The sequence below is a fragment of the Acidovorax sp. Root267 genome (assembly GCF_001429215.1).
GTDB lineage: Bacteria > Pseudomonadota > Gammaproteobacteria > Burkholderiales > Burkholderiaceae_C > Acidovorax > Acidovorax radicis.
The window spans coordinates 118,211-135,163 of sequence record NZ_LMJC01000034.1 but is presented as its reverse complement, the minus strand read 5'-3'; the positions used below and the strand labels follow the sequence as shown (position 1 = coordinate 135,163).

The 16,953-nt window shown below is 64.8% G+C and carries 16 protein-coding genes and 1 tRNA gene; 11 read left to right on the top strand and 6 right to left on the bottom strand.

Annotation, left to right across the window (positions count from 1 at the left end):
* Positions 1-2: 2 nt before the first annotated feature.
* From ASE39_RS25155 to ASE39_RS25145, 3 genes are all read left to right on the top strand, one after another.
* The gene (locus tag ASE39_RS25155) at positions 3-491 is read left to right on the top strand and encodes a hypothetical protein (protein ID WP_057225396.1); all 489 of its coding nucleotides are present in this window, start codon (positions 3-5) and stop codon (positions 489-491) included.
* A 772-nt stretch (positions 492-1,263) separates the two neighbouring features.
* Entirely contained in the window at positions 1,264-1,797 is a 534-nt protein-coding gene (locus tag ASE39_RS25150; protein WP_010459295.1) for a 6,7-dimethyl-8-ribityllumazine synthase, read from the top strand.
* Between the two features lie 59 nt (positions 1,798-1,856).
* The gene (locus ASE39_RS25145) at positions 1,857-2,381 is read left to right on the top strand and encodes an NADPH-dependent FMN reductase (protein WP_057272969.1); all 525 of its coding nucleotides are present in this window, start codon (positions 1,857-1,859) and stop codon (positions 2,379-2,381) included.
* Between the two features lie 195 nt (positions 2,382-2,576).
* Here the strand turns inward: ASE39_RS25145 and ASE39_RS25140 are convergent, their stop codons facing one another.
* The 3 genes from ASE39_RS25140 to ASE39_RS25130 form a co-directional block, all read right to left on the bottom strand.
* A complete protein-coding gene (locus ASE39_RS25140; protein WP_057272914.1) occupies positions 2,577-4,154 on the bottom strand; it encodes a methyl-accepting chemotaxis protein in 1,578 nt (525 codons plus the stop codon).
* A 406-nt stretch (positions 4,155-4,560) separates the two neighbouring features.
* Positions 4,561-5,835 carry a CaiB/BaiF CoA-transferase family protein gene (locus tag ASE39_RS25135; protein WP_057225400.1) on the bottom strand — a complete coding sequence of 425 codons (1,275 nt, stop codon included), beginning with the start codon at positions 5,833-5,835 and terminating at the stop codon, positions 4,561-4,563.
* Between the two features lie 220 nt (positions 5,836-6,055).
* Entirely contained in the window at positions 6,056-7,252 is a 1,197-nt protein-coding gene (locus tag ASE39_RS25130) for an acyl-CoA dehydrogenase (RefSeq protein WP_057225402.1), read from the bottom strand.
* Positions 7,253-7,440: 188 nt separating this feature from the next.
* Between ASE39_RS25130 and ASE39_RS25125 the strand changes: the two genes are divergently transcribed.
* The 5 genes from ASE39_RS25125 to ASE39_RS25105 all read left to right on the top strand — a co-directional run bounded on the left by ASE39_RS25125 (position 7,441) and on the right by ASE39_RS25105 (position 10,677).
* Positions 7,441-8,406, top strand: a complete 966-nt coding sequence (locus ASE39_RS25125) for a LysR family transcriptional regulator (RefSeq protein ID WP_057272913.1) — start codon at positions 7,441-7,443, stop codon at positions 8,404-8,406.
* Between the two features lie 80 nt (positions 8,407-8,486).
* Complete coding sequence (locus ASE39_RS25120; RefSeq protein WP_010459881.1) at positions 8,487-8,702, top strand: hypothetical protein; 216 nt, start codon at positions 8,487-8,489, stop codon at positions 8,700-8,702.
* A gap of 177 nt (positions 8,703-8,879) precedes the next feature.
* Positions 8,880-9,758: a DUF6279 family lipoprotein gene (locus tag ASE39_RS25115; protein WP_057272912.1), complete on the top strand. Its 879-nt coding sequence runs from the start codon at positions 8,880-8,882 to the stop codon at positions 9,756-9,758.
* Positions 9,759-9,923: 165 nt separating this feature from the next.
* Positions 9,924-10,265 carry a DUF1090 family protein gene (locus ASE39_RS25110; protein WP_082615576.1) on the top strand — a complete coding sequence of 114 codons (342 nt, stop codon included), beginning with the start codon at positions 9,924-9,926 and terminating at the stop codon, positions 10,263-10,265.
* Positions 10,266-10,467: 202 nt separating this feature from the next.
* Positions 10,468-10,677 carry a hypothetical protein gene (locus ASE39_RS25105; RefSeq protein ID WP_010459877.1) on the top strand — a complete coding sequence of 70 codons (210 nt, stop codon included), beginning with the start codon at positions 10,468-10,470 and terminating at the stop codon, positions 10,675-10,677.
* Between the two features lie 215 nt (positions 10,678-10,892).
* Here the strand turns inward: ASE39_RS25105 and ASE39_RS25100 are convergent.
* Positions 10,893-10,977 (bottom strand) — tRNA-Leu (locus ASE39_RS25100).
* Between the two features lie 40 nt (positions 10,978-11,017).
* Between ASE39_RS25100 and cysM the strand changes: the two genes are divergently transcribed.
* The 3 genes from cysM (at position 11,018) to ASE39_RS25085 (ending at position 12,830) form a co-directional block, all read left to right on the top strand.
* Positions 11,018-11,920: a cysteine synthase CysM gene (cysM, locus tag ASE39_RS25095; protein WP_057225410.1), complete on the top strand. Its 903-nt coding sequence runs from the start codon at positions 11,018-11,020 to the stop codon at positions 11,918-11,920.
* 98 nt (positions 11,921-12,018) lie between these two features.
* A complete protein-coding gene (locus tag ASE39_RS25090; RefSeq protein ID WP_057272911.1) occupies positions 12,019-12,597 on the top strand; it encodes an NUDIX domain-containing protein in 579 nt (192 codons plus the stop codon).
* Between the two features lie 5 nt (positions 12,598-12,602).
* Positions 12,603-12,830 carry a sulfurtransferase TusA family protein gene (locus ASE39_RS25085; protein WP_010459874.1) on the top strand — a complete coding sequence of 76 codons (228 nt, stop codon included), beginning with the start codon at positions 12,603-12,605 and terminating at the stop codon, positions 12,828-12,830.
* A 95-nt stretch (positions 12,831-12,925) separates the two neighbouring features.
* Here the strand turns inward: ASE39_RS25085 and galU are convergent, their stop codons facing one another.
* Positions 12,926-13,813: a UTP--glucose-1-phosphate uridylyltransferase GalU gene (gene galU / locus ASE39_RS25080; RefSeq protein ID WP_055401640.1), complete on the bottom strand. Its 888-nt coding sequence runs from the start codon at positions 13,811-13,813 to the stop codon at positions 12,926-12,928.
* An 81-nt stretch (positions 13,814-13,894) separates the two neighbouring features.
* Positions 13,895-16,792 carry a valine--tRNA ligase gene (locus tag ASE39_RS25075; RefSeq protein ID WP_057272910.1) on the bottom strand — a complete coding sequence of 966 codons (2,898 nt, stop codon included), beginning with the start codon at positions 16,790-16,792 and terminating at the stop codon, positions 13,895-13,897.
* Positions 16,793-16,953 lie beyond the last annotated feature (161 nt).

The following is a 16,953-nucleotide window of genomic DNA, read 5'->3' as shown; positions in this document are numbered from 1 at the left end:
CCATGACCGACTCTGCCGACGACACCCCCACCCCCATCCAGGAACCCCGCTTGTGGAGCGACGAGCGCTGGATGGCGCGGGTCATCAAGAACGAGGATGACGATGGCTGGGCCGTGTCCATGACGCTGCATGGCGAGTCCGAGCCTGCGCTGGTGGGCCCGTGGACCATGGGGCGTGACAAGAAGAACCCGAAGCCCCTGGATGTGTCGGCCTTCAACACGCTGGTCAAAACCGCCAGCGAGGTGCTGCGCCGCCACGAGCAGCAGCTGCACGCGCAGCTCAACAAGAACGTGAGCATCACCACGGCCGACGGCCAGCGCCTGCGCGTGGCCCTCGCCATCGTGCCGGACGAAGAAGGCGCCACCGCCACGCTGAGTGCCATGGACGACCTGGGGGAGGAGCTGGCACGTGTGCCCGTGCCCCCCACGTTCAAGCTCACCACCCACAGTGCCACGGCCTGGGCCCAGGGCGGGTTCGAAAAGCCGCGCTGAATGAACCCTGGGTGGCTGCAAAAACGGCACTGCCGGTGTTGCCAATCGCATGGGTGACCGGTGACCACAGGGTAAGCCCCTAGAATTCGCTCGTTGGCCCCGGAGTGTTTCCGGGGCCGATTGCGTTCTCAGGGCGGGGCGAAATTCCCCACCGGCGGTATCTGCGGGCTGAAAAAGCCTGCAGCAGCCCGCGAGCGCCTGCAGGGCAGTTGGAACCTGATCAATGTCTTTTTGGAGTCGCGCAAGAACCTTTTCGGGATGGGATGCTAGGCGCGGGGCGCAGTGGATAGCCCAGCTATCCACAAGCGCCGCAACACCGCAGACCGCCCGAAAAGGCTCTTGCCCGAAGGGTTGGGGTGAAATCGGGCGATTGGAAGCCTTGGTTGCTTGCATGGGCATGAGCCCATGCGGCGCATCCGAGGCTTCCACTCATCCCGATTGCACTCCAACGCGATCTCCAAAAAGACATTGATCAGGTTCTTAAGCCCCGCAGGGTCAGCAGATCTGGTGCGATGCCAGAGCCGACGGTCACAGTCCGGATGAAAGAGATCGCGAAGCCATGGGCCTCCCGCCGGGGTGGTTGCCTGTGTGCGTGTCGGGTGCGCGGTGCCGGGCTGTGCGGGGCTGTCTGATCGTGAGGTCGGGCGTGTGCCTGCAGGGCCAGGGGCTGTTCGCTGGGCCGCATGCGTGTGGGCAGCTGCCTTGCCATGCAAGGAGCTCTGTTCGCGCGCGCCCTGATTCTGGTAACCCTTTTCTTTGTTCGAGAAAATCCATGAATCAGTCCTTCCATTCCCACCATGCCGCTGCTGCCAACGCCGACCAAAGCGGCCGCACAGCGATTGCGCACCGCAGCGAACGGGTTGCGGTCATCTGCGCCAGCTGGCATCGGGACATCGTTGACCAGGCCCGTGATGCCGCCGTGGCCGAGTTCGCGCGCAGCGGGCTGCCTGCGGGGCAGATCGACCAGTTCGAGGTGCCCGGCGCGTTCGAGATCCCGCTGCTGGCCAAGCGGCTGGCGCAAAGCGGGCGCTACGACGCCATCGTGGCCTGCGCGCTCATTGTCAACGGCGGCATCTACCGCCACGAGTTTGTGACCACCGCCGTCATCGACGGTTTGATGCGCGTGCAGCTCGACACCGACGTGCCCGTGATGTCCGCCGTTCTCACGCCGCGCGATTTTCATGAGCACGAAGACCACCTCAAGTTCTTCCGCGAGCACTTTGTGAAGAAGGGCGCAGAAGTGGCGCGCGCCTGCCTGGACACCATGGCCCAGTTCAAGGCGCTGGAGCCCGCGCACGGGGATTGAGCGGCGCGCAACCGGTTGCCGCCACCGGCTTGGGCGTGCGGCTGGGCCAGAATGGCTCCATGAAAATTCTGGCCCTGTGCGGCAGCCTGCGCGCTGCCTCCATCAACGCTGCGTTGCTGCGCACGGCGGCACGTGTTGCTCCACCTGGCATGGAGGTCGCGTGGTGCGCGGCGGTGGGTGAGCTGCCGCTTTTCAACCCCGACCTGGAGGCACAACCGCCACCCGCCGCGCTGCGTCTGCAGGCCGATGTGGCGTGGGCCCATGCGCTGCTGATCGCGAGCCCCGAATACGCCCACGGCGTGACGGGGGTGATCAAGAATGCGCTTGACTGGCTGGTGAGCCAGGAGGCCTTTGTGAACAAGCCGGTGGCGGTGTTCAATGCCTCGCCCCGCGCGCACCACGCCGACGATGCGCTGCGCGAAACACTGCGGACGATGTCTGCGCACATCGTCGAGCCTGCGTGCCTGAGCCTTCCGTTGCTGGGCGCACACCTGGCAGAAAACGAGATGGCCACGCACCCGCTGGTGGCGCCGGCATTGATCGAGGCGCTGCAGGCCTTGCAGCGAGCAGTGGAACCTGAATAGGCTTGGTTGCTATAAAAAACATAGCTTATAGCGCATGATAGGAAAGCGTTAGAGGCCTTTTTATCGGATTTTCTTCTCTGCGTTGGCCCATGCATGGGGCCCTGCGCGCAGCGAAGTCGTACCGGTCGCCCGCAGGCGCCGATAGCCGTATCGGTGCCCCGGCGCCACAGGGCGCACCAGCCCTTGGCCAGCCTGTCAGGCGGCAGCCAGGCGGGGCACGTGCACTCCCGCCGCTGCGTGCTCGCCGGTTGACAGGCGGAACACCGACACCGCGTCCACCAGCTGCTGCGCCTGCCCCTTCAGGCTGTCGGCGGCCGCAGCGCTTTCTTCCACCAGGGCCGCATTCTGCTGGGTGGCCTGGTCCATCTGCATCACCGCCTCGCCCACTTGGGCCACGCCTGCACTCTGCTCGCTGCTGGCGGCGCTGATCTCGCCGACGATGTCCGTCACGCGGCGGATCGAGGCGACCACTTCGGTCATGGTGGCTCCGGCCTTGTCCACCAGCGCGGTGCCCAGTTCCACACGCTCCACACTGGCGTGTATCAGCGTCTTGATCTCCTTGGCCGCATCGGCGCTGCGTTGGGCCAGGCTGCGCACCTCGCTGGCCACCACGGCAAAGCCGCGCCCTTGTTCACCCGCCCGCGCGGCTTCGACGGCGGCGTTCAGCGCCAGGATGTTGGTCTGGAAGGCGATGCCGTCGATCACGCTGATGATGTCGGCGATCTTTTTGCTGCTGTCGTTGATGCCCTTCATGGTGGTCACCACCTCGGCCACCACATCGCCGCCCTGGACGGCCACGGTGGACGCGCTCACCGCCAGCTGGTTGGCCTGGCGCGCGTTTTCGGCGTTGGCCTGCACGGTGGAACTGAGCTCTTCCATTGATGCCGAGGTTTCCTCCAGCGCGCTGGCCTGCTGCTCGGTGCGGGCCGAGAGGTCGTTGTTGCCCAGCGCGATTTCGGTGCTGGCGGCGGCCACGCTGTGGGCGTTGTTGCGCACGTTGCTCACCACGCGCGACAGGCTGATCTGCATGTCGTGCAGGGCGTTGAGCAGCAGGGCAATCTCGTCCTTGCCCGCCACATGCCGCGCCACCGTCAGGTCGCCCCCGGCCACGGCCTGCGACACACGCACCGCGTTGTCCAGCGGGTTCACCACCGTGCGGCTGAAGGCAATGGCCCCGGCAATGCCCAGCGCGCACACCACCAGCATCACCACCAGGCTGATGGTGGTGGCGCGCTGTGCGGTGGCTGCTGCGCTTGCCGCCACTTCGCTGCTGGCCTTGGCGATCAGATCCCCAGCCTGGTCGATCAGCTGCGAGGGCTCGCGGTCCATGCCCGCCACGGCCTTGTCGCCCACCTGCGGGTCGTGGTCGGCGGCCTTGAAGGCTTCAAACCCCTTGCGGTAGGCCGCGCCCATGTTTTCATGGGCCTTGGCAAACTGCACCACACGCTCGCGGCCTTCACCCGGGGGCAGGGCGGCTGTCAGCTTCTGCGCATGGTCCTTGATGGACTTTTCCTGCTTTTCAAACGCAGCCCAATAGCGGGTGAGCTGGGCCGGGTCCTTGCCGCGCAGCAGCACGTTTTTCCACTCCTGCACCTGCACCTTGAAGTCGTTGAGCATGCTGGATGCCAATCGCTCATGCTCAAAGCTTTGGGCCACGGTGGTCTGGTAGGTGTCGAGCGCCTGGTTCAGGCGGCTGATGCCAAACAGCGCCGCTGCAAACAGCAAAAGCAGCGACACGGTAAAGGCCAGGGGGAGCTTGAGGCTGAGCTTCATGGGGAACTCCTGTTGGGTCCACAAATCACCGCAGTCGCGGGCAAGTCCCGGTGGGCCCTGGCCTTGCCCTGCCATGCTTGGTGGCAGTGGTTCGGCTGCGCCCCCCGTCTCGGTCAACCGGCGCGCGCGGTGTGTCGTGCCGGAGAGATTCCCGCTGCCATTATGGAGAGGGATGTAAATTTTTGTACATGAATTTTCACCCATGGCCGAGCGCGTGGCGGTGCGGTGCATCCATGCGGTTAGTATCAATTTGATAGCTACTACCGCTTTATGGATAAGCGTTGGTGGCCAATTTGATGCTGAACTGAAAAACAAAACGGCCTTGCCGAGTTGGGCAAGGCCGTTCCGCTGTTGGTGCACAGCGTGGGTGGATTCTCCGTGGGCCTGGCCCGTGTTGGCCCGGTGGCTACAAAACCCCGTTGGCCCGCAGCGCCGCAATGCGCGCTGCATCCAGCCCCAGCTCGCCCAGCACCTCGTCGGTGTGCTGGCCCAGCGCGGGGGGGGCGTTGCGCAGCACGGGCGGGTTGGCCGACAGGCGCAGCGGGCTGGCCACGCCGGTGATCTGCTGCACGCCGTCCTGGGCGGTGTCCCCCTCCGCCCAGCGCGGCAGTGCCACGGCCAGGCCGCGCGCCTTCACCTGTGCATCGTCAAACGCCTGGGCGATGGTGTTGATCGGGCCGCAGGGCACGGCCTTGTCTTCCAGCAGCGTGATCCAGTCGGCCGTGGTGCGTGTGCGCGTCACGGCTTCCATGGCAGGGATCAGGTCGGTGCGGTGTTTGACGCGCAGCGTGTTGGTGGCATAGCGCGCATCGGTGGCCCACTGGGGCTGTTCGGCTGCGGCGCAAAAGCGCTGGAACTGCCCGTCGTTGCCGATGGCCAGCAGCATGGCGCCGTCCTGCGTGGGGAAGTCCTGGTACGGCGCCAGGCTGGGGTGGCTGTTGCCCTGGCGTGTGGGCGCGGTGCCCGTGGCCAAAAAGCCGGCGGCCTGGTTGGCCAGGATGGCCATGCCCACGTCGAGCAGCGACATGTCGATGTGCTGGCCCAGGCCGGTGCCGCTGGTAGCGTTGTCGCGCACGTTCAGCGCGGCCACGATGGCGGTGCTGGCGTACACGCCGGTGAACAGGTCGGTCAGCGCCACGCCCACGCGCAGCGGGCCGCCGCCGGGCTCGCCATCGGCGCGGCCGGTGATGCTCATCATCCCGGTCATGGCCTGGATCATCAGGTCATAACCAGCGCGTTCGGCATAGGGGCCGTCTTGCCCGAAGCCGGTGACGGAGCAGTAGATGAGGCGCGGGTTGAGCGCGCGCAGGCTCTCGTGGTCCAGCCCGTATTGCTGAAGGCCGCCCACCTTGAAGTTCTCCACCAGGATGTCGGCTTGCTGGGCCATCTGGCGGATGAGCTGTTGCCCCTCCGCCGTGGCCATGTCGATGGTCACCGAGCGCTTGTTGCGGTTGCAGGCCGTGAAATAGCTGGCCTGCGTGGTGTCGTTGCCCTCCGCGTCCTTCAAGAAGGGTGGCCCCCAGTGGCGCGTGTCGTCGCCTGCGCCGGGGCGCTCCACCTTCACGACATCCGCGCCCAGGTCGGCCAGGATCTGGGTGCACCAGGGGCCGGCGAGCACGCGGGAGAGGTCGAGGACCTTGATGCCAGCGAGGGCGCCTGGGGAGGAGGGGGATGTGGTCATGGGGCTGAATACTATGAAATTGATAGCTGGTAGCGCTTTTCTATCAAGCGCTAGATGCCTAAAACACTTGAAATGTGCTTATGAAAGCCCCGTTTTAACTCCCTCTCCCCTCGCGGGAGAGGGTTGGGGAGAGGGGGAGAGCACCGGCACAACGCACACGCCGCAACCCCCTCTCCCCCGGCCCCTCTCCCGCGAGGGGAGAGGGGAGTGATGCGGGCGCTCAGTTGGCGAACGCCGCAATGCCCGTCTGCGCGCGGCCGAGGATCAGCGCATGCACATCGTGCGTGCCTTCGTAGGTGTTCACCACCTCCAGGTTCACCAGGTGGCGTGCCACGCCGAACTCGTCGCTGATGCCATTGCCGCCCATCATGTCGCGCGCCAGGCGGGCGATGTCCAGGGCCTTGCCGCAGCTGTTGCGCTTGATGATGGACGTGCCTTCCACGCTGGCCGTGCCCGCGTCCTTCATGCGGCCGAACTGCAGGCAGGCCTGCAGGCCGATGGCGATTTCGGTCTGCATGTCGGCCAGCTTCTTCTGGATGAGCTGGTTGGCGGCCAGGGGGCGGCCAAACTGCTTGCGGTCCAGCGTGTATTGGCGGGCGGTGTGCCAGCAGAACTCGGCCGCACCCAGGGCGCCCCAGGCGATGCCGTAGCGCGCGCTGTTCAGGCAGGTGAAGGGCCCCTTGAGGCCCTGCACTTCGGGGAAGGCGTTTTCTTCGGGCACGAACACATCGTCCATCACGATCTCGCCGGTGATGGAGGCGCGCAGGCCCACCTTGCCGTGGATGGCAGGGGCCGTCAGGCCCTTCATGCCCTTCTCCAGCACAAAGCCGCGAATGGGGCCCACGGCGCCGCCTTCGGAGACTTCCTTGGCCCAGACCACGAACACATCGGCCACGGGGCTGTTGGTGATCCACATCTTGCTGCCCTTGAGCTTGTAGCCGCCATCGACCTTGTAGGCGCGCGTGGCCATGCTGCCGGGGTCGGAGCCGTGGTCGGGCTCGGTCAGGCCGAAGCAGCCAATCCACTCGCCGCTGGCGAGCTTGGGCAGGTACTTCTGCTTTTGCGCTTCGGTGCCGAACTCATGGATGGGCACCATCACCAGCGACGACTGCACGCTGGCCATGGAGCGGTAGCCCGAATCCACACGCTCGACTTCGCGGGCGATCAGGCCGTAGGCCACGTACGACAGGCCGGGGCCGCCGTATTGCTCGGGAATGGTGGGGCCCAAGAGGCCCACTTCGCCCATCTCGCGGAAGATGCTCACGTCCATCTTTTCGTGGCGGAAGGCGTCCAGCACGCGGGGCGCCAGCTTGTCCTGGCAGTAGGCGGCGGCGGCGGCCTGGATGGCGCGCTCGTCGTCGGTCAGTTGCTGGCTCAGGAGGAAAGGGTCATCCCATTGAAAAGCGGCGTGGGCCATATGTGTGTCTCCAGGTCAAACAAGAAGGAAAAGAGGCGAAAACGAATCGACTGGGATGCATCGTAGGCTTTGGCGTAGCACCCCGCAAGCGAGTTCTTTTCATTCAGACATGCGTTTATGGAATGTATGGAATACTGTTGCCGTATACGCCAAGGCGTAGCTACCCTTGCTTCAAGTTCCTCTTCATCATGCGCCGCAACATCCCATCGACCCAGGCCTTGGCATGCTTTGAAGTCGCCGCCCGCCACGAAAGCTACACCCGCGCCGCGCAAGAGCTGTCACTGACGCAGAGCGCTGTCTCGCGCCAGATCCAGGCGCTGGAGGAATTCCTGGGCGTGCAGCTCTTTCGCCGCACGCGCCACGGCGTGGTGCTGACGCCCGCCGGCGCGCATTACGGCCGCCAGGTGGCACGCTGGCTGCAGGGGCTGGAGCGTGACACGCTCGATGTGATGGCGCACCAGGGCGAGGGCGGCACGATCACCCTGGCGGCAGTGCCCACCTTTGCCACCCGCTGGCTCATCCCGCGCCTGCCGCAGCTGGCGCAGCAGCACCCCGACATCGTGGTGCACATCGACACGCAGACACGCCCTTTCTTGTTTGCCGACACCACCTTCGATGCCGCGCTGTACGCGGGCACGCCCGAGCAGGTGGCCAACTGGCCCGGCGTGCAGGCCCTGCTGCTGATGCACGAAGACGTGGTGCCCGTGTGCAGCCCGCGCCTGCTCGAATCCGCCGCGCCACGTGGACGCGGCCGCGCCCACCAGCCCGTGGCCGCCGAGGCGTTGGCCGACCTGCCCCTGCTCCAGCAAAGCACGCGCCCCTATGGCTGGCGGCAGTGGTTCGACGCGATGGAGGTCCAGGCACCCCACGCGCTCGATGGCCCGCGCTACGAGCTGTTTTCCATGCTGGCCGTGGCGGCCACGCACGGCATGGGCGTGGCGCTGATGCCGCCTTTGTTGATCGAGGCCGAACTGGCCAGCGGCGAGCTGGTGGTCGCCTGCAACCGCCCGCTGCGGGGCGAGCGCGCCTACTACCTTATCAGCCCCGCGCAAGCGCAGCCGCCCGTGCTGGCGGCGTTTGCGCAGTGGCTGCAGGGCATGGCTACGGCGGCAGGGGGTGTGCCGCCGGTGGCCGGGGCAGACGGCAAGGGATGACGCGCTTGCATCCGCCCAGGGGCTGAACTAATCTGGTGGCGCTGGAGTCTGTCTGCACATACCGACCCGGGAGTGACCCCATGACCACCTACCATGCCCCGCATTTCGACCCCACCGTGGACGAGATCGAGACCCTGAAACAACTCGAAATGGGCCAAGTCATCACGCTGCCCCATGCCATCAAGGACCATGTGTCCGGTCGCCTGCTGGAGTGGGGCTTCATCACCAAGGGTTCCGGCGGCGAGTTGGCCATCACGGCCAGCGGCCGGCAACTGATCCGCCGACAGGACAACTAGCCTCTACGGCGCCACAGAGCGCCACTGACGGCAAGGCGCCCGCGCGGGCCACCTTTTAGCGCCGGGGCTGCGGTCAATCCTCGCGCAGCCGCCGGGGTATTGCGCCCCGCAAGTTTCCCCGCGCCGCGTTGGCCCTATCCTGCCTCTCTTGCCGTCCTTCATTCACGAGGAGCTTCTGTGCGCGCACCGTCCCCCATTCGCAAAGCACTGTGTGTTGCCACCCTGGCGGCATGTGGCCTGCTGATGCAAGGCTGCAGTGCCGTCAAGCTGGCCTACAACCAGGTGCCGCAACTGGCCTACTGGCAGCTGAACAGCTACCTCGATCTCTCAGAAATCCAAACCGAGCGCGTGCGCGACGAACTGGGCGACCTGCACCAATGGCACCGCGACACCATGCTGCCCCGGCATGCCGAGCTGCTGCAGAAAGTGCAGCAACAACTGCCGTCAGCCATATCGCCCGACCAGGCCTGCCGCACCTATGACGATGTGCGCGCCCAGATCGACAAGGTGGTCACCCAGGCCGAGCCCAAGCTGGTGTGGCTGGCAGCCCAACTCACCGATGCCCAGGTCCGCAACCTGCAAAAGAAACAGGCCAGCAGCAATGCCGACTGGAAAAAGGAATGGGTCGACGTGACCCCCGAAAAACTGCGTGAGCAGCGCTTCAAACAGCTCCTGTCACGCGCAGAAACCTTTTACGGAACCCTGGACGAGCCGCAAAAAGCTGCACTGCGCGCTTTTGTCGCCCAGTCATCGTTTGACCCGCAACGCACCTATGCCGAACGCCTGCGCCGCCAGAAAGACCTGGTTCAGGTGCTGCAGAGAATCGCCGAAGACCGCACCAACACCGACCAGGCCCGCAGCCTGCTGCGTGGCTACCTCGCCCGCTTCAATGCATCGCCCGACGCGGCCTACCAGCGCTATGCACAGACGCTGGTGGAAGAAGGTTGCGAAGGCTATTCGCGCGTGCACAACGCGATGACGGCAGTACAGCGGTTGAAGGCCGTGCATTCGGTGAAGGGGTATGAGCAGGACTTTCTAGTGCTGGCGGCGCAGTGAGCGCTGGAGGATAGAAAGACAAACAAAAGGCTGCACTGCCGCTGAAGCGGCGTGGCCTTGTTCTGGGGGCTCCTGTGACGCCTGAAAATTCTCGCGCTCCGCATCTTGGTCGCCAGCGCGAATTGCTGTCATGCTCAGCCCTCATTCCCTCAGGTACTTACTTGTATGCATTTCAGCGGTTGTTGCACGTTGGTCATCGCGATAACCGTGACAGGTTCCGCCATCGCACAGCCCGCGAATCCGGTGGAGAACCACACTGCGTGCACTGCAGAAAAGGCCGACGTCGAAAAACGCATGGAAGTCGCCCGGTCCAAGGGACAGATGCTGCTACGCCGGCAGCTGGCGGACCAACTGGGGGCGCTGCAAGCGAGCTGTCAGCCGCTCGCGGTCGACCCGGGCCGCGCGGCGAATATTGAAAGGCTGGAGAAGGAAGTCCGGGTGCTCCGGGCAGAGCTTGAAGCTGCCGAGGAGCAGTTGCGCAAGTTGAGAAGCGAGGCAAACCGCTGAACGGCGAGTGGACTGCAGGAGCCGTGCCACGGCCTACAGGCTCGGCGTCACGCTGGGGGCTGAGAGATTTCTACGCCAGATTGCGGGCGTAGAAATGCACCCGGGGCAGGGGCTTGTTGGATTCTGTGTGCCGGTGGCTATCGGCCTCGCAGATCCCCAAAAAATGCGCTGAAAATGGCGCTTTAGAAAATGGAAATCCCCTGTGAATCAACCTGTTGCCCATGCCGAGCTGATCGCCACTTTCAAAAGGGCGCAGGCAGACGCCGCCCACAAGCAGGGCCTCATCAAGGCTGTGGGCGCCAAGGGCCCAAAAGCCATTCAGGCGGCTGTCGATACGGCGGCCAAAGCAGCGAAGCGCAGGGATTCGTATGCGGAAAAGCTAGCTGCCCTGGGGGTGGTTCTCAAGGATTGAGCGGGGCACGGCGATGGCATCTGCCACGACAAGGCGATCGGTATCGCAGAGGTACCGGCTGTGGGCACCGGGAACATATCAATGTGCCCCCAGATATGCCCCCCAAAATTCCGGACGGGGGTGGATGGGTCTTGGCGGGCACGGACAGCTAAGGTGCTGATTTCAAAGGCGCAAAAAAAAGTCCGCAAGAGCCTGCGCTCTTACGGACTTGTTCGTGGTGCCCGGGGCCGGAATCGAACCGGCACGCCTTGCGGCGGGGGATTTTGAGTCCCCTGCGTCTACCAATTTCACCACCCGGGCTGGAATTCGTGAAGCCCCAAATTATGGCACAGTAGGGCGCATGAAATATCCGACGATTGAAGACGCGGTTGGTAACACACCGCTGGTGGCGCTGCAGCGCATTGGGGCCCAGGACAACACGGCGCGGGGCAATGTGGTGCTGGGCAAGCTGGAGGGCAACAATCCGGCGGGTTCGGTCAAGGACAGGCCCGCGCTGTCGATGATTCGGCGCGCGGAGGAGCGGGGCGACATCCGGCCCGGCGACACGCTCATCGAAGCCACGTCGGGCAACACCGGCATTGCGCTTGCGATGGCGGCGGCGATCAAGGGCTACCGCATGGTGCTGGTGATGCCTGAAGACCTTTCCATCGAGCGCGCGCAAACCATGAAGGCCTTTGGCGCGGAACTGGTGCTCACGCCCAAGAGCGGCGGCATGGAGCATGCCCGTGACCTGGCCGAGGCCATGCAAAAGCGCGGCGAGGGCAAGGTGCTGGACCAGTTCGCCAACCCCGATAACCCGCGCATCCACTACGAGACCACCGGCCCCGAGATCTGGGAGCAGACCGGCGGGCGCATCACCCACTTTGTGAGCGCGATGGGCACCACGGGCACGATCACGGGGGTGTCGCGGTTCCTCAAGGAGAAGAACCCGGCCATCCAGATCATCGGCGCGCAGCCTGAAGAGGGATCGCGCATTCCGGGCATCCGCAAGTGGCCGCAAGAGTACCTGCCCAAGATTTATGACGCGAGCACGGTGGACGAGCTGGTGTACGTGAACCAGGACAGCGCCGAAGACATGTGCCGCCGCCTGGCGCGCGAAGAGGGCATCTTTGCGGGCATCTCGGCTGCGGGCGCGTGCTGGGTGGCGCAGCAGATTGCCGCGCGCGACAGCAATGCCACCATCGTGTTTGTGGTGTGCGACCGGGGCGACCGTTACTTGTCTACCGGCGTGTTTCCGGCGTGATGGGTTGCCACCGGCTGCCGGGTTCGAGAATTTGAATCAAATTGGCTGCTAGCGCTTGAAGGGTAAGCGCTAGTAGCTATAAAAATAATAGTATTACCATGCACTACGAAGTCCGCCACTGCACCCACTGCGGTACCGCGCTGCAGCCGATCACCCTGGCCGAAGATGGGGGCGACAAGGAGCGGCTGCGCTGCCCCGCCTGCGGCTGGACGCACTGGAACAACCCCACGCCCGTGCTGGCCGCCATCGTGGAGATCGACGGCAAGGTGCTGCTGGCGCGCAATGCGGCCTGGCCGGGCAAGATGTTTGCGCTGATCACCGGCTTCATGGAGGCGGGCGAGTCGCCCCAGGAGGGCATTGCGCGCGAGGTGAAGGAAGAAACCAACCTCGATGTGCAGTCCACATCGCTCGTGGGGGCCTACGAGTTCCTGCGCATGAACCAGATCATCATTGCCTACCATGTGGTGGCCACGGGGCGGGTCCAACTGTCGCCCGAGCTGGTGGACTACCGGCTGTACGATCTGGCGGACCTCAAATGCTGGCCTGCGGGCACGGGCTACGCGCTGGCCGACTGGTTGCGCACGCGGGGGCATGAGCCCGTGTTTTTTACCGCCGAAGAAAATGCAGAACGGCGGCGTGGCCTGGACGAGCAACCACCGCGGCCGCCAAAGGATTGACGACCATGGACATTCACAAAGAAATCGACACCCGGGGCCTGAACTGCCCCTTGCCCATCCTCAAGGCCAAGAAGGCGCTGTCCGACATGGCCAGCGGCCAGTTGCTGAAGGTGGTGGCCACCGATGGCGGGTCGCTGCGGGATTTTCAGGCGTTTGCCAAACAGACGGGCAACGAGCTGGTGGAGCAGCAGACGGTGGGCGAGGAATACATCCACATCCTGCGCCGTCGTTAGATGTAAAAATAGCTGCCAGCGCTTTCTGGATAAGCGCTGGCAGCTATTAATTTGGAAGCGTTTGAGGCGCTTCCAATGTGATTTCGGACTGTGGCTTACAGCGCCAAGGTCTTCAGATATTCCCGGAACTGCGCGCCCACCTGCGGGTGTTGCAAAGCCAGCTCCACCGTCGCTTCCAGAAACCCTTCCTTGCTGCCGCAGTCGTAGCGCTTGCCTTCGTATTGAAAGGCGTACACGGCTTCGTGTTGCATCAGGCGGGCGATGCCGTCGGTGAGCTGGATTTCGCCGCCCACGCCGCGTGGCTGGTTGCGGATCTCGTCGAACACGCCGGGCGTGAGGATGTAGCGGCCGGCCACACCCATGCGCGAGGGGGCGACATCGGCCTTGGGCTTTTCGACGATGCGTTCAATGCGGATCAGCGGGCCGCCAGCGGGCTCGCCGGCCACGATGCCGTATTTGTGGACCTGGTCTTCCGGCACTTCCTGCACCGCGATGACCGAGCGGCCTTGCTGGCGGAAGGCGGTGGCCATCTGGGCCAGCACAGGCTGGCCGCCGGGGGGGCCCACCATCAGGTCGTCGGCCAGCAGCACGGCGAACGGCTCCTTGCCCACCAGCGGCTCGGCGCACAGCACGGCGTGGCCCAGGCCCAGCGAGCGGGGCTGGCGCACGAACGCGCAGTCCATGTCGTCGGGCTGGATGGAGCGCACCAGCGCCAGCAGTTCCTTCTTGCCGGCGGCTTCGAGTTCGGCCTCCAGCTCATACGCCGTGTCGAAATGGTCTTCGATGGCGCGCTTGCTGCGGCCGGTCACGAAGATCATGTGGCGGATGCCAGCGGCGTAGGCTTCTTCCACGGCGTACTGGATCAGCGGCTTGTCGACCACGGGCAGCATTTCCTTCGGAGACGCCTTGGTGGCGGGCAGAAAACGGGTGCCCAGGCCAGCGACGGGGAAAACGGCTTTGCGGACGGTGGTGGCAACAGTCATGGGGCTCCTTGAAGGCGGGGTTCGGGGTGTTGTGTGGTCGTCTTGGATATGCAAGTGTCAGGCCAGAGGCTGCCCGGCCTTTCAGCCCAGGCGTGCCAGCTGGTCGCGCAGGCGGGCCAGCGTGGCGCCAAAGTCGGCGATGCGCTTCTTTTCCTGGTCGATCACGGCAGGGGGGGCCTTGGCCACGAACGCTTCGTTGGAGAGCTTGTTGTTGGCCTTGGTGATCTCACCGTCGATGCGGGCGATTTCCTTGGACAGGCGGGCCTTCTCGGCGGCCACGTCGATTTCCATGTACAGCGCTAGGCGGGCTTCGCCCACCACGGCCACGGGCGCAGCCTGGGCGGCGGCGGCCCAGGCGGTTTCGTCCTCGAACACCTTGACTTCGCTGAGCTTGGCCAAGGCCTGCAGCACGGGTGCCACGCCGCGCATGAAGTCGGTGTCGCCCACGGTGTACAGCGGCAGACGGGTGGAGGGCGAGACATTCATCTCGCCGCGCAGCGCGCGGCAGGCGTCCACAAGACCCTTCACACGGCCCATGTGGGCGATGGAAGCCTCGTCGATCTTGGCGGCTTGGGCTTCGGGGTAGCGGGCAATGCTGACCGACTCGCCAGGGATGCCTGCCACGGGTGCCACCGTCTGCCACAGCGCTTCGGTGATGAACGGGATGATCGGGTGGGCCAGGCGCAGGATGGCTTCCAGTGTGCGGATCAGCGTGCGGCGCGTGGCGCGCTGCTCGGCTTCGGTGCCGTTCTGGATCTGCACCTTGGCGATCTCCAGGTACCAGTCGCAGTACTCGTTCCAGACAAAGTCGTAGATCGTGTTGGCCACGTTGTCCAGGCGGTACTCGGCAAAGCCCTTGGCCACTTCGGCCTCGGTCTTTTGCAGCAGCGACGAGATCCAGCGGTCGGCCTGGCTGAAGTGCATGTAGCCGTGGGCCGGGCCGCCGGGCTGGCACTCTTCCTTGGTGTGCTCCTTCAAGCCGCAGTCCTGGCCTTCGCAGTTCATCAGCACAAAGCGGCTGGCGTTCCAGAGCTTGTTGCAGAAGTTGCGGTAGCCTTCGCAGCGCTTGCTGTCGAAGTTGATGCTGCGGCCCAGGCTGGCCAGCGCCGCAAAGGTAAAGCGCAGCGCATCGGCGCCGTAGGCCGGGATTCCCTCGGGAAATTCCTTTTGCGTATTCTTGCGCACGGTGGGTGCGGTCTCGGGCTTGCGCAGGCCGGTAGTGCGCTTGTCCAGCAGTGGCTCCAGCGAGATGCCGTCGATCAGGTCCACCGGGTCGAGCACGTTGCCTTCGGACTTGCTCATCTTCTTGCCCTGCGCGTCGCGCACCAGGCCGTGGATGTACACGTGCTTGAACGGCACGCGGCCGGTGAAGTGCGTGGTCATCATGATCATCCGGGCGACCCAGAAGAAGATGATGTCGTAGCCCGTCACCAGTACGGTGCTGGGCAGGTACAGGTTGAAGTCGTCGGTGGGCGCGTCGCCTTGTTCAGGCCAGCCCATGGTGCTGAAGGGCACGAGGGCCGACGAGTACCAGGTGTCGAGCACGTCTTCATCGCGGCGCAGCGTCTTGCCGGGCGCCTTGGCCTGGGCCTCGGCTTCCGTGCGGGCCACGATCACGTTGCCGTCTTCGTCGTACCAGGCAGGGATCTGGTGGCCCCACCACAGCTGGCGGCTGATGCACCAGTCCTGGATGTTGTTCATCCACTGGTTGTAGGTGTTCACCCAGTTCTCGGGCACGAAGGTCACCTCGCCCGTGGCCACCGCGTCGATGGCCTTTTGCGCGATGCTCTTGCCGGTGGGGTCCTGGTCGCTCACCTTGCTCATGGCCACGAACCACTGGTCGGTCAGCATGGGCTCGATCACCTGGCCGGTGCGGGTGCAGATCGGCACCATGAGCTTGTGCTTCTTCACCTCGACCAGCGCGCCGATGGCTTCGAGGTCGGCCACCACGGCCTTGCGGGCCACGAAGCGGTCCATCCCCTGGTATTTGGCGGGTGCGTTTTCGTTGATGGTGGCCTGCAGCGTCAGCACCACGATCATCGGCAGCTTGTGGCGCTGGCCCACGGCGTAGTCGTTCTGGTCGTGCGCGGGGGTGACCTTGACCACCCCAGTGCCGAACTCCTTGTCCACGTAGTCATCGGCAATGATGGGGATCTGGCGGTCGCACAGCGGCAGGTTCACCATCTTGCCGATGAGGTGGGTGTAGCGCGCGTCCTCCGGGTGCACCATCAGGGCCACGTCGCCCAGCATGGTCTCAGGCCGGGTGGTGGCCACCGTCAGGCTGCCCGATCCATCGGCCAGCGGGTAGGCGATGTGCCACAGCGAGCCGTCTTTTTCTTCGCTCTCGACTTCCAGGTCGGACACGGCGGATTGCAGCTTCGGGTCCCAGTTCACCAGGCGCTTGCCGCGGTAGATCAGGCCCTGCTCGTACAGCTTCACGAAGGTGTCGGTCACCACCTTGGAGAGCTTGTCGTCCATGGTGAAGTATTCACGGCTCCAGTCCACGCTGTCGCCCATGCGGCGCATCTGCGTGGTGATGGTGTTGCCCGACTTTTCCTTCCACTCCCACACCTTGCTCACAAAGTTTTTGCGCGCCTCGGGCGGGGTGGGGCCCATGTCGTAGCGGCTGATGCCTTGTTCTTGCAGCTGGCGCTCCACCACGATCTGCGTGGCGATGCCCGCGTGGTCGGTGCCCGGCACCCACACCGTGTTGAAGCCACGCATGCGGTGGTAGCGCGTGAGGCTATCCATGATCGTCTGGTTGAACGCATGGCCCATGTGCAGCGTGCCCGTGACGTTGGGGGGCGGCAGCTGGATGGAAAACGCTGGCTCGCCCGCCTGGGCGGCGCCGGTGCCCCGGAACCCCGCGACGCCGTAGCCACGGCGTTCCCATTCGGGGCCCCAGTGGGCTTCCAGGGCGGCAGGTTCAAAAGACTTGGACAGGCTGTCGAGGCCGGGTTGTGCTTGGGGCGTGCTCATGGGGTTTGGCAGAAGGTGGAGGCAGGCACGGGGCGCGCCTCAACGGTCAAGAGGGTTGACCGGGCATTTTACGGGAGTGCCGACCGGCGTTAGACGTTCTTCCCCTCGCGCTCGCATCCCACCCACATCCCGCCTGTCGGGCATTTCTCGCCAATTGTTAC

What these genes read in the sequence shown, in the direction of transcription:
- ASE39_RS25155 (WP_057225396.1), top strand. Translation starts at nt 3, where the DNA reads ATGACCGACTCTGCCGACGACACCCCCACCCCCATCCAGGAACCCCGC.
- ASE39_RS25150 (WP_010459295.1), top strand. Translation starts at nt 1,264, where the DNA reads ATGAATCAGTCCTTCCATTCCCACCATGCCGCTGCTGCCAACGCCGAC.
- ASE39_RS25145 (WP_057272969.1), top strand. Translation starts at nt 1,857, where the DNA reads ATGAAAATTCTGGCCCTGTGCGGCAGCCTGCGCGCTGCCTCCATCAAC.
- ASE39_RS25140 (WP_057272914.1), bottom strand. Translation starts at nt 4,154, where the DNA reads ATGAAGCTCAGCCTCAAGCTCCCCCTGGCCTTTACCGTGTCGCTGCTT.
- ASE39_RS25135 (WP_057225400.1), bottom strand. Translation starts at nt 5,835, where the DNA reads ATGACCACATCCCCCTCCTCCCCAGGCGCCCTCGCTGGCATCAAGGTC.
- ASE39_RS25130 (WP_057225402.1), bottom strand. Translation starts at nt 7,252, where the DNA reads ATGGCCCACGCCGCTTTTCAATGGGATGACCCTTTCCTCCTGAGCCAG.
- ASE39_RS25125 (WP_057272913.1), top strand. Translation starts at nt 7,441, where the DNA reads ATGCGCCGCAACATCCCATCGACCCAGGCCTTGGCATGCTTTGAAGTC.
- ASE39_RS25120 (WP_010459881.1), top strand. Translation starts at nt 8,487, where the DNA reads ATGACCACCTACCATGCCCCGCATTTCGACCCCACCGTGGACGAGATC.
- ASE39_RS25110 (WP_082615576.1), top strand. Translation starts at nt 9,924, where the DNA reads ATGCATTTCAGCGGTTGTTGCACGTTGGTCATCGCGATAACCGTGACA.
- cysM (WP_057225410.1), top strand. Translation starts at nt 11,018, where the DNA reads ATGAAATATCCGACGATTGAAGACGCGGTTGGTAACACACCGCTGGTG.
- ASE39_RS25090 (WP_057272911.1), top strand. Translation starts at nt 12,019, where the DNA reads ATGCACTACGAAGTCCGCCACTGCACCCACTGCGGTACCGCGCTGCAG.
- ASE39_RS25085 (WP_010459874.1), top strand. Translation starts at nt 12,603, where the DNA reads ATGGACATTCACAAAGAAATCGACACCCGGGGCCTGAACTGCCCCTTG.
- galU (WP_055401640.1), bottom strand. Translation starts at nt 13,813, where the DNA reads ATGACTGTTGCCACCACCGTCCGCAAAGCCGTTTTCCCCGTCGCTGGC.
- ASE39_RS25075 (WP_057272910.1), bottom strand. Translation starts at nt 16,792, where the DNA reads ATGAGCACGCCCCAAGCACAACCCGGCCTCGACAGCCTGTCCAAGTCT.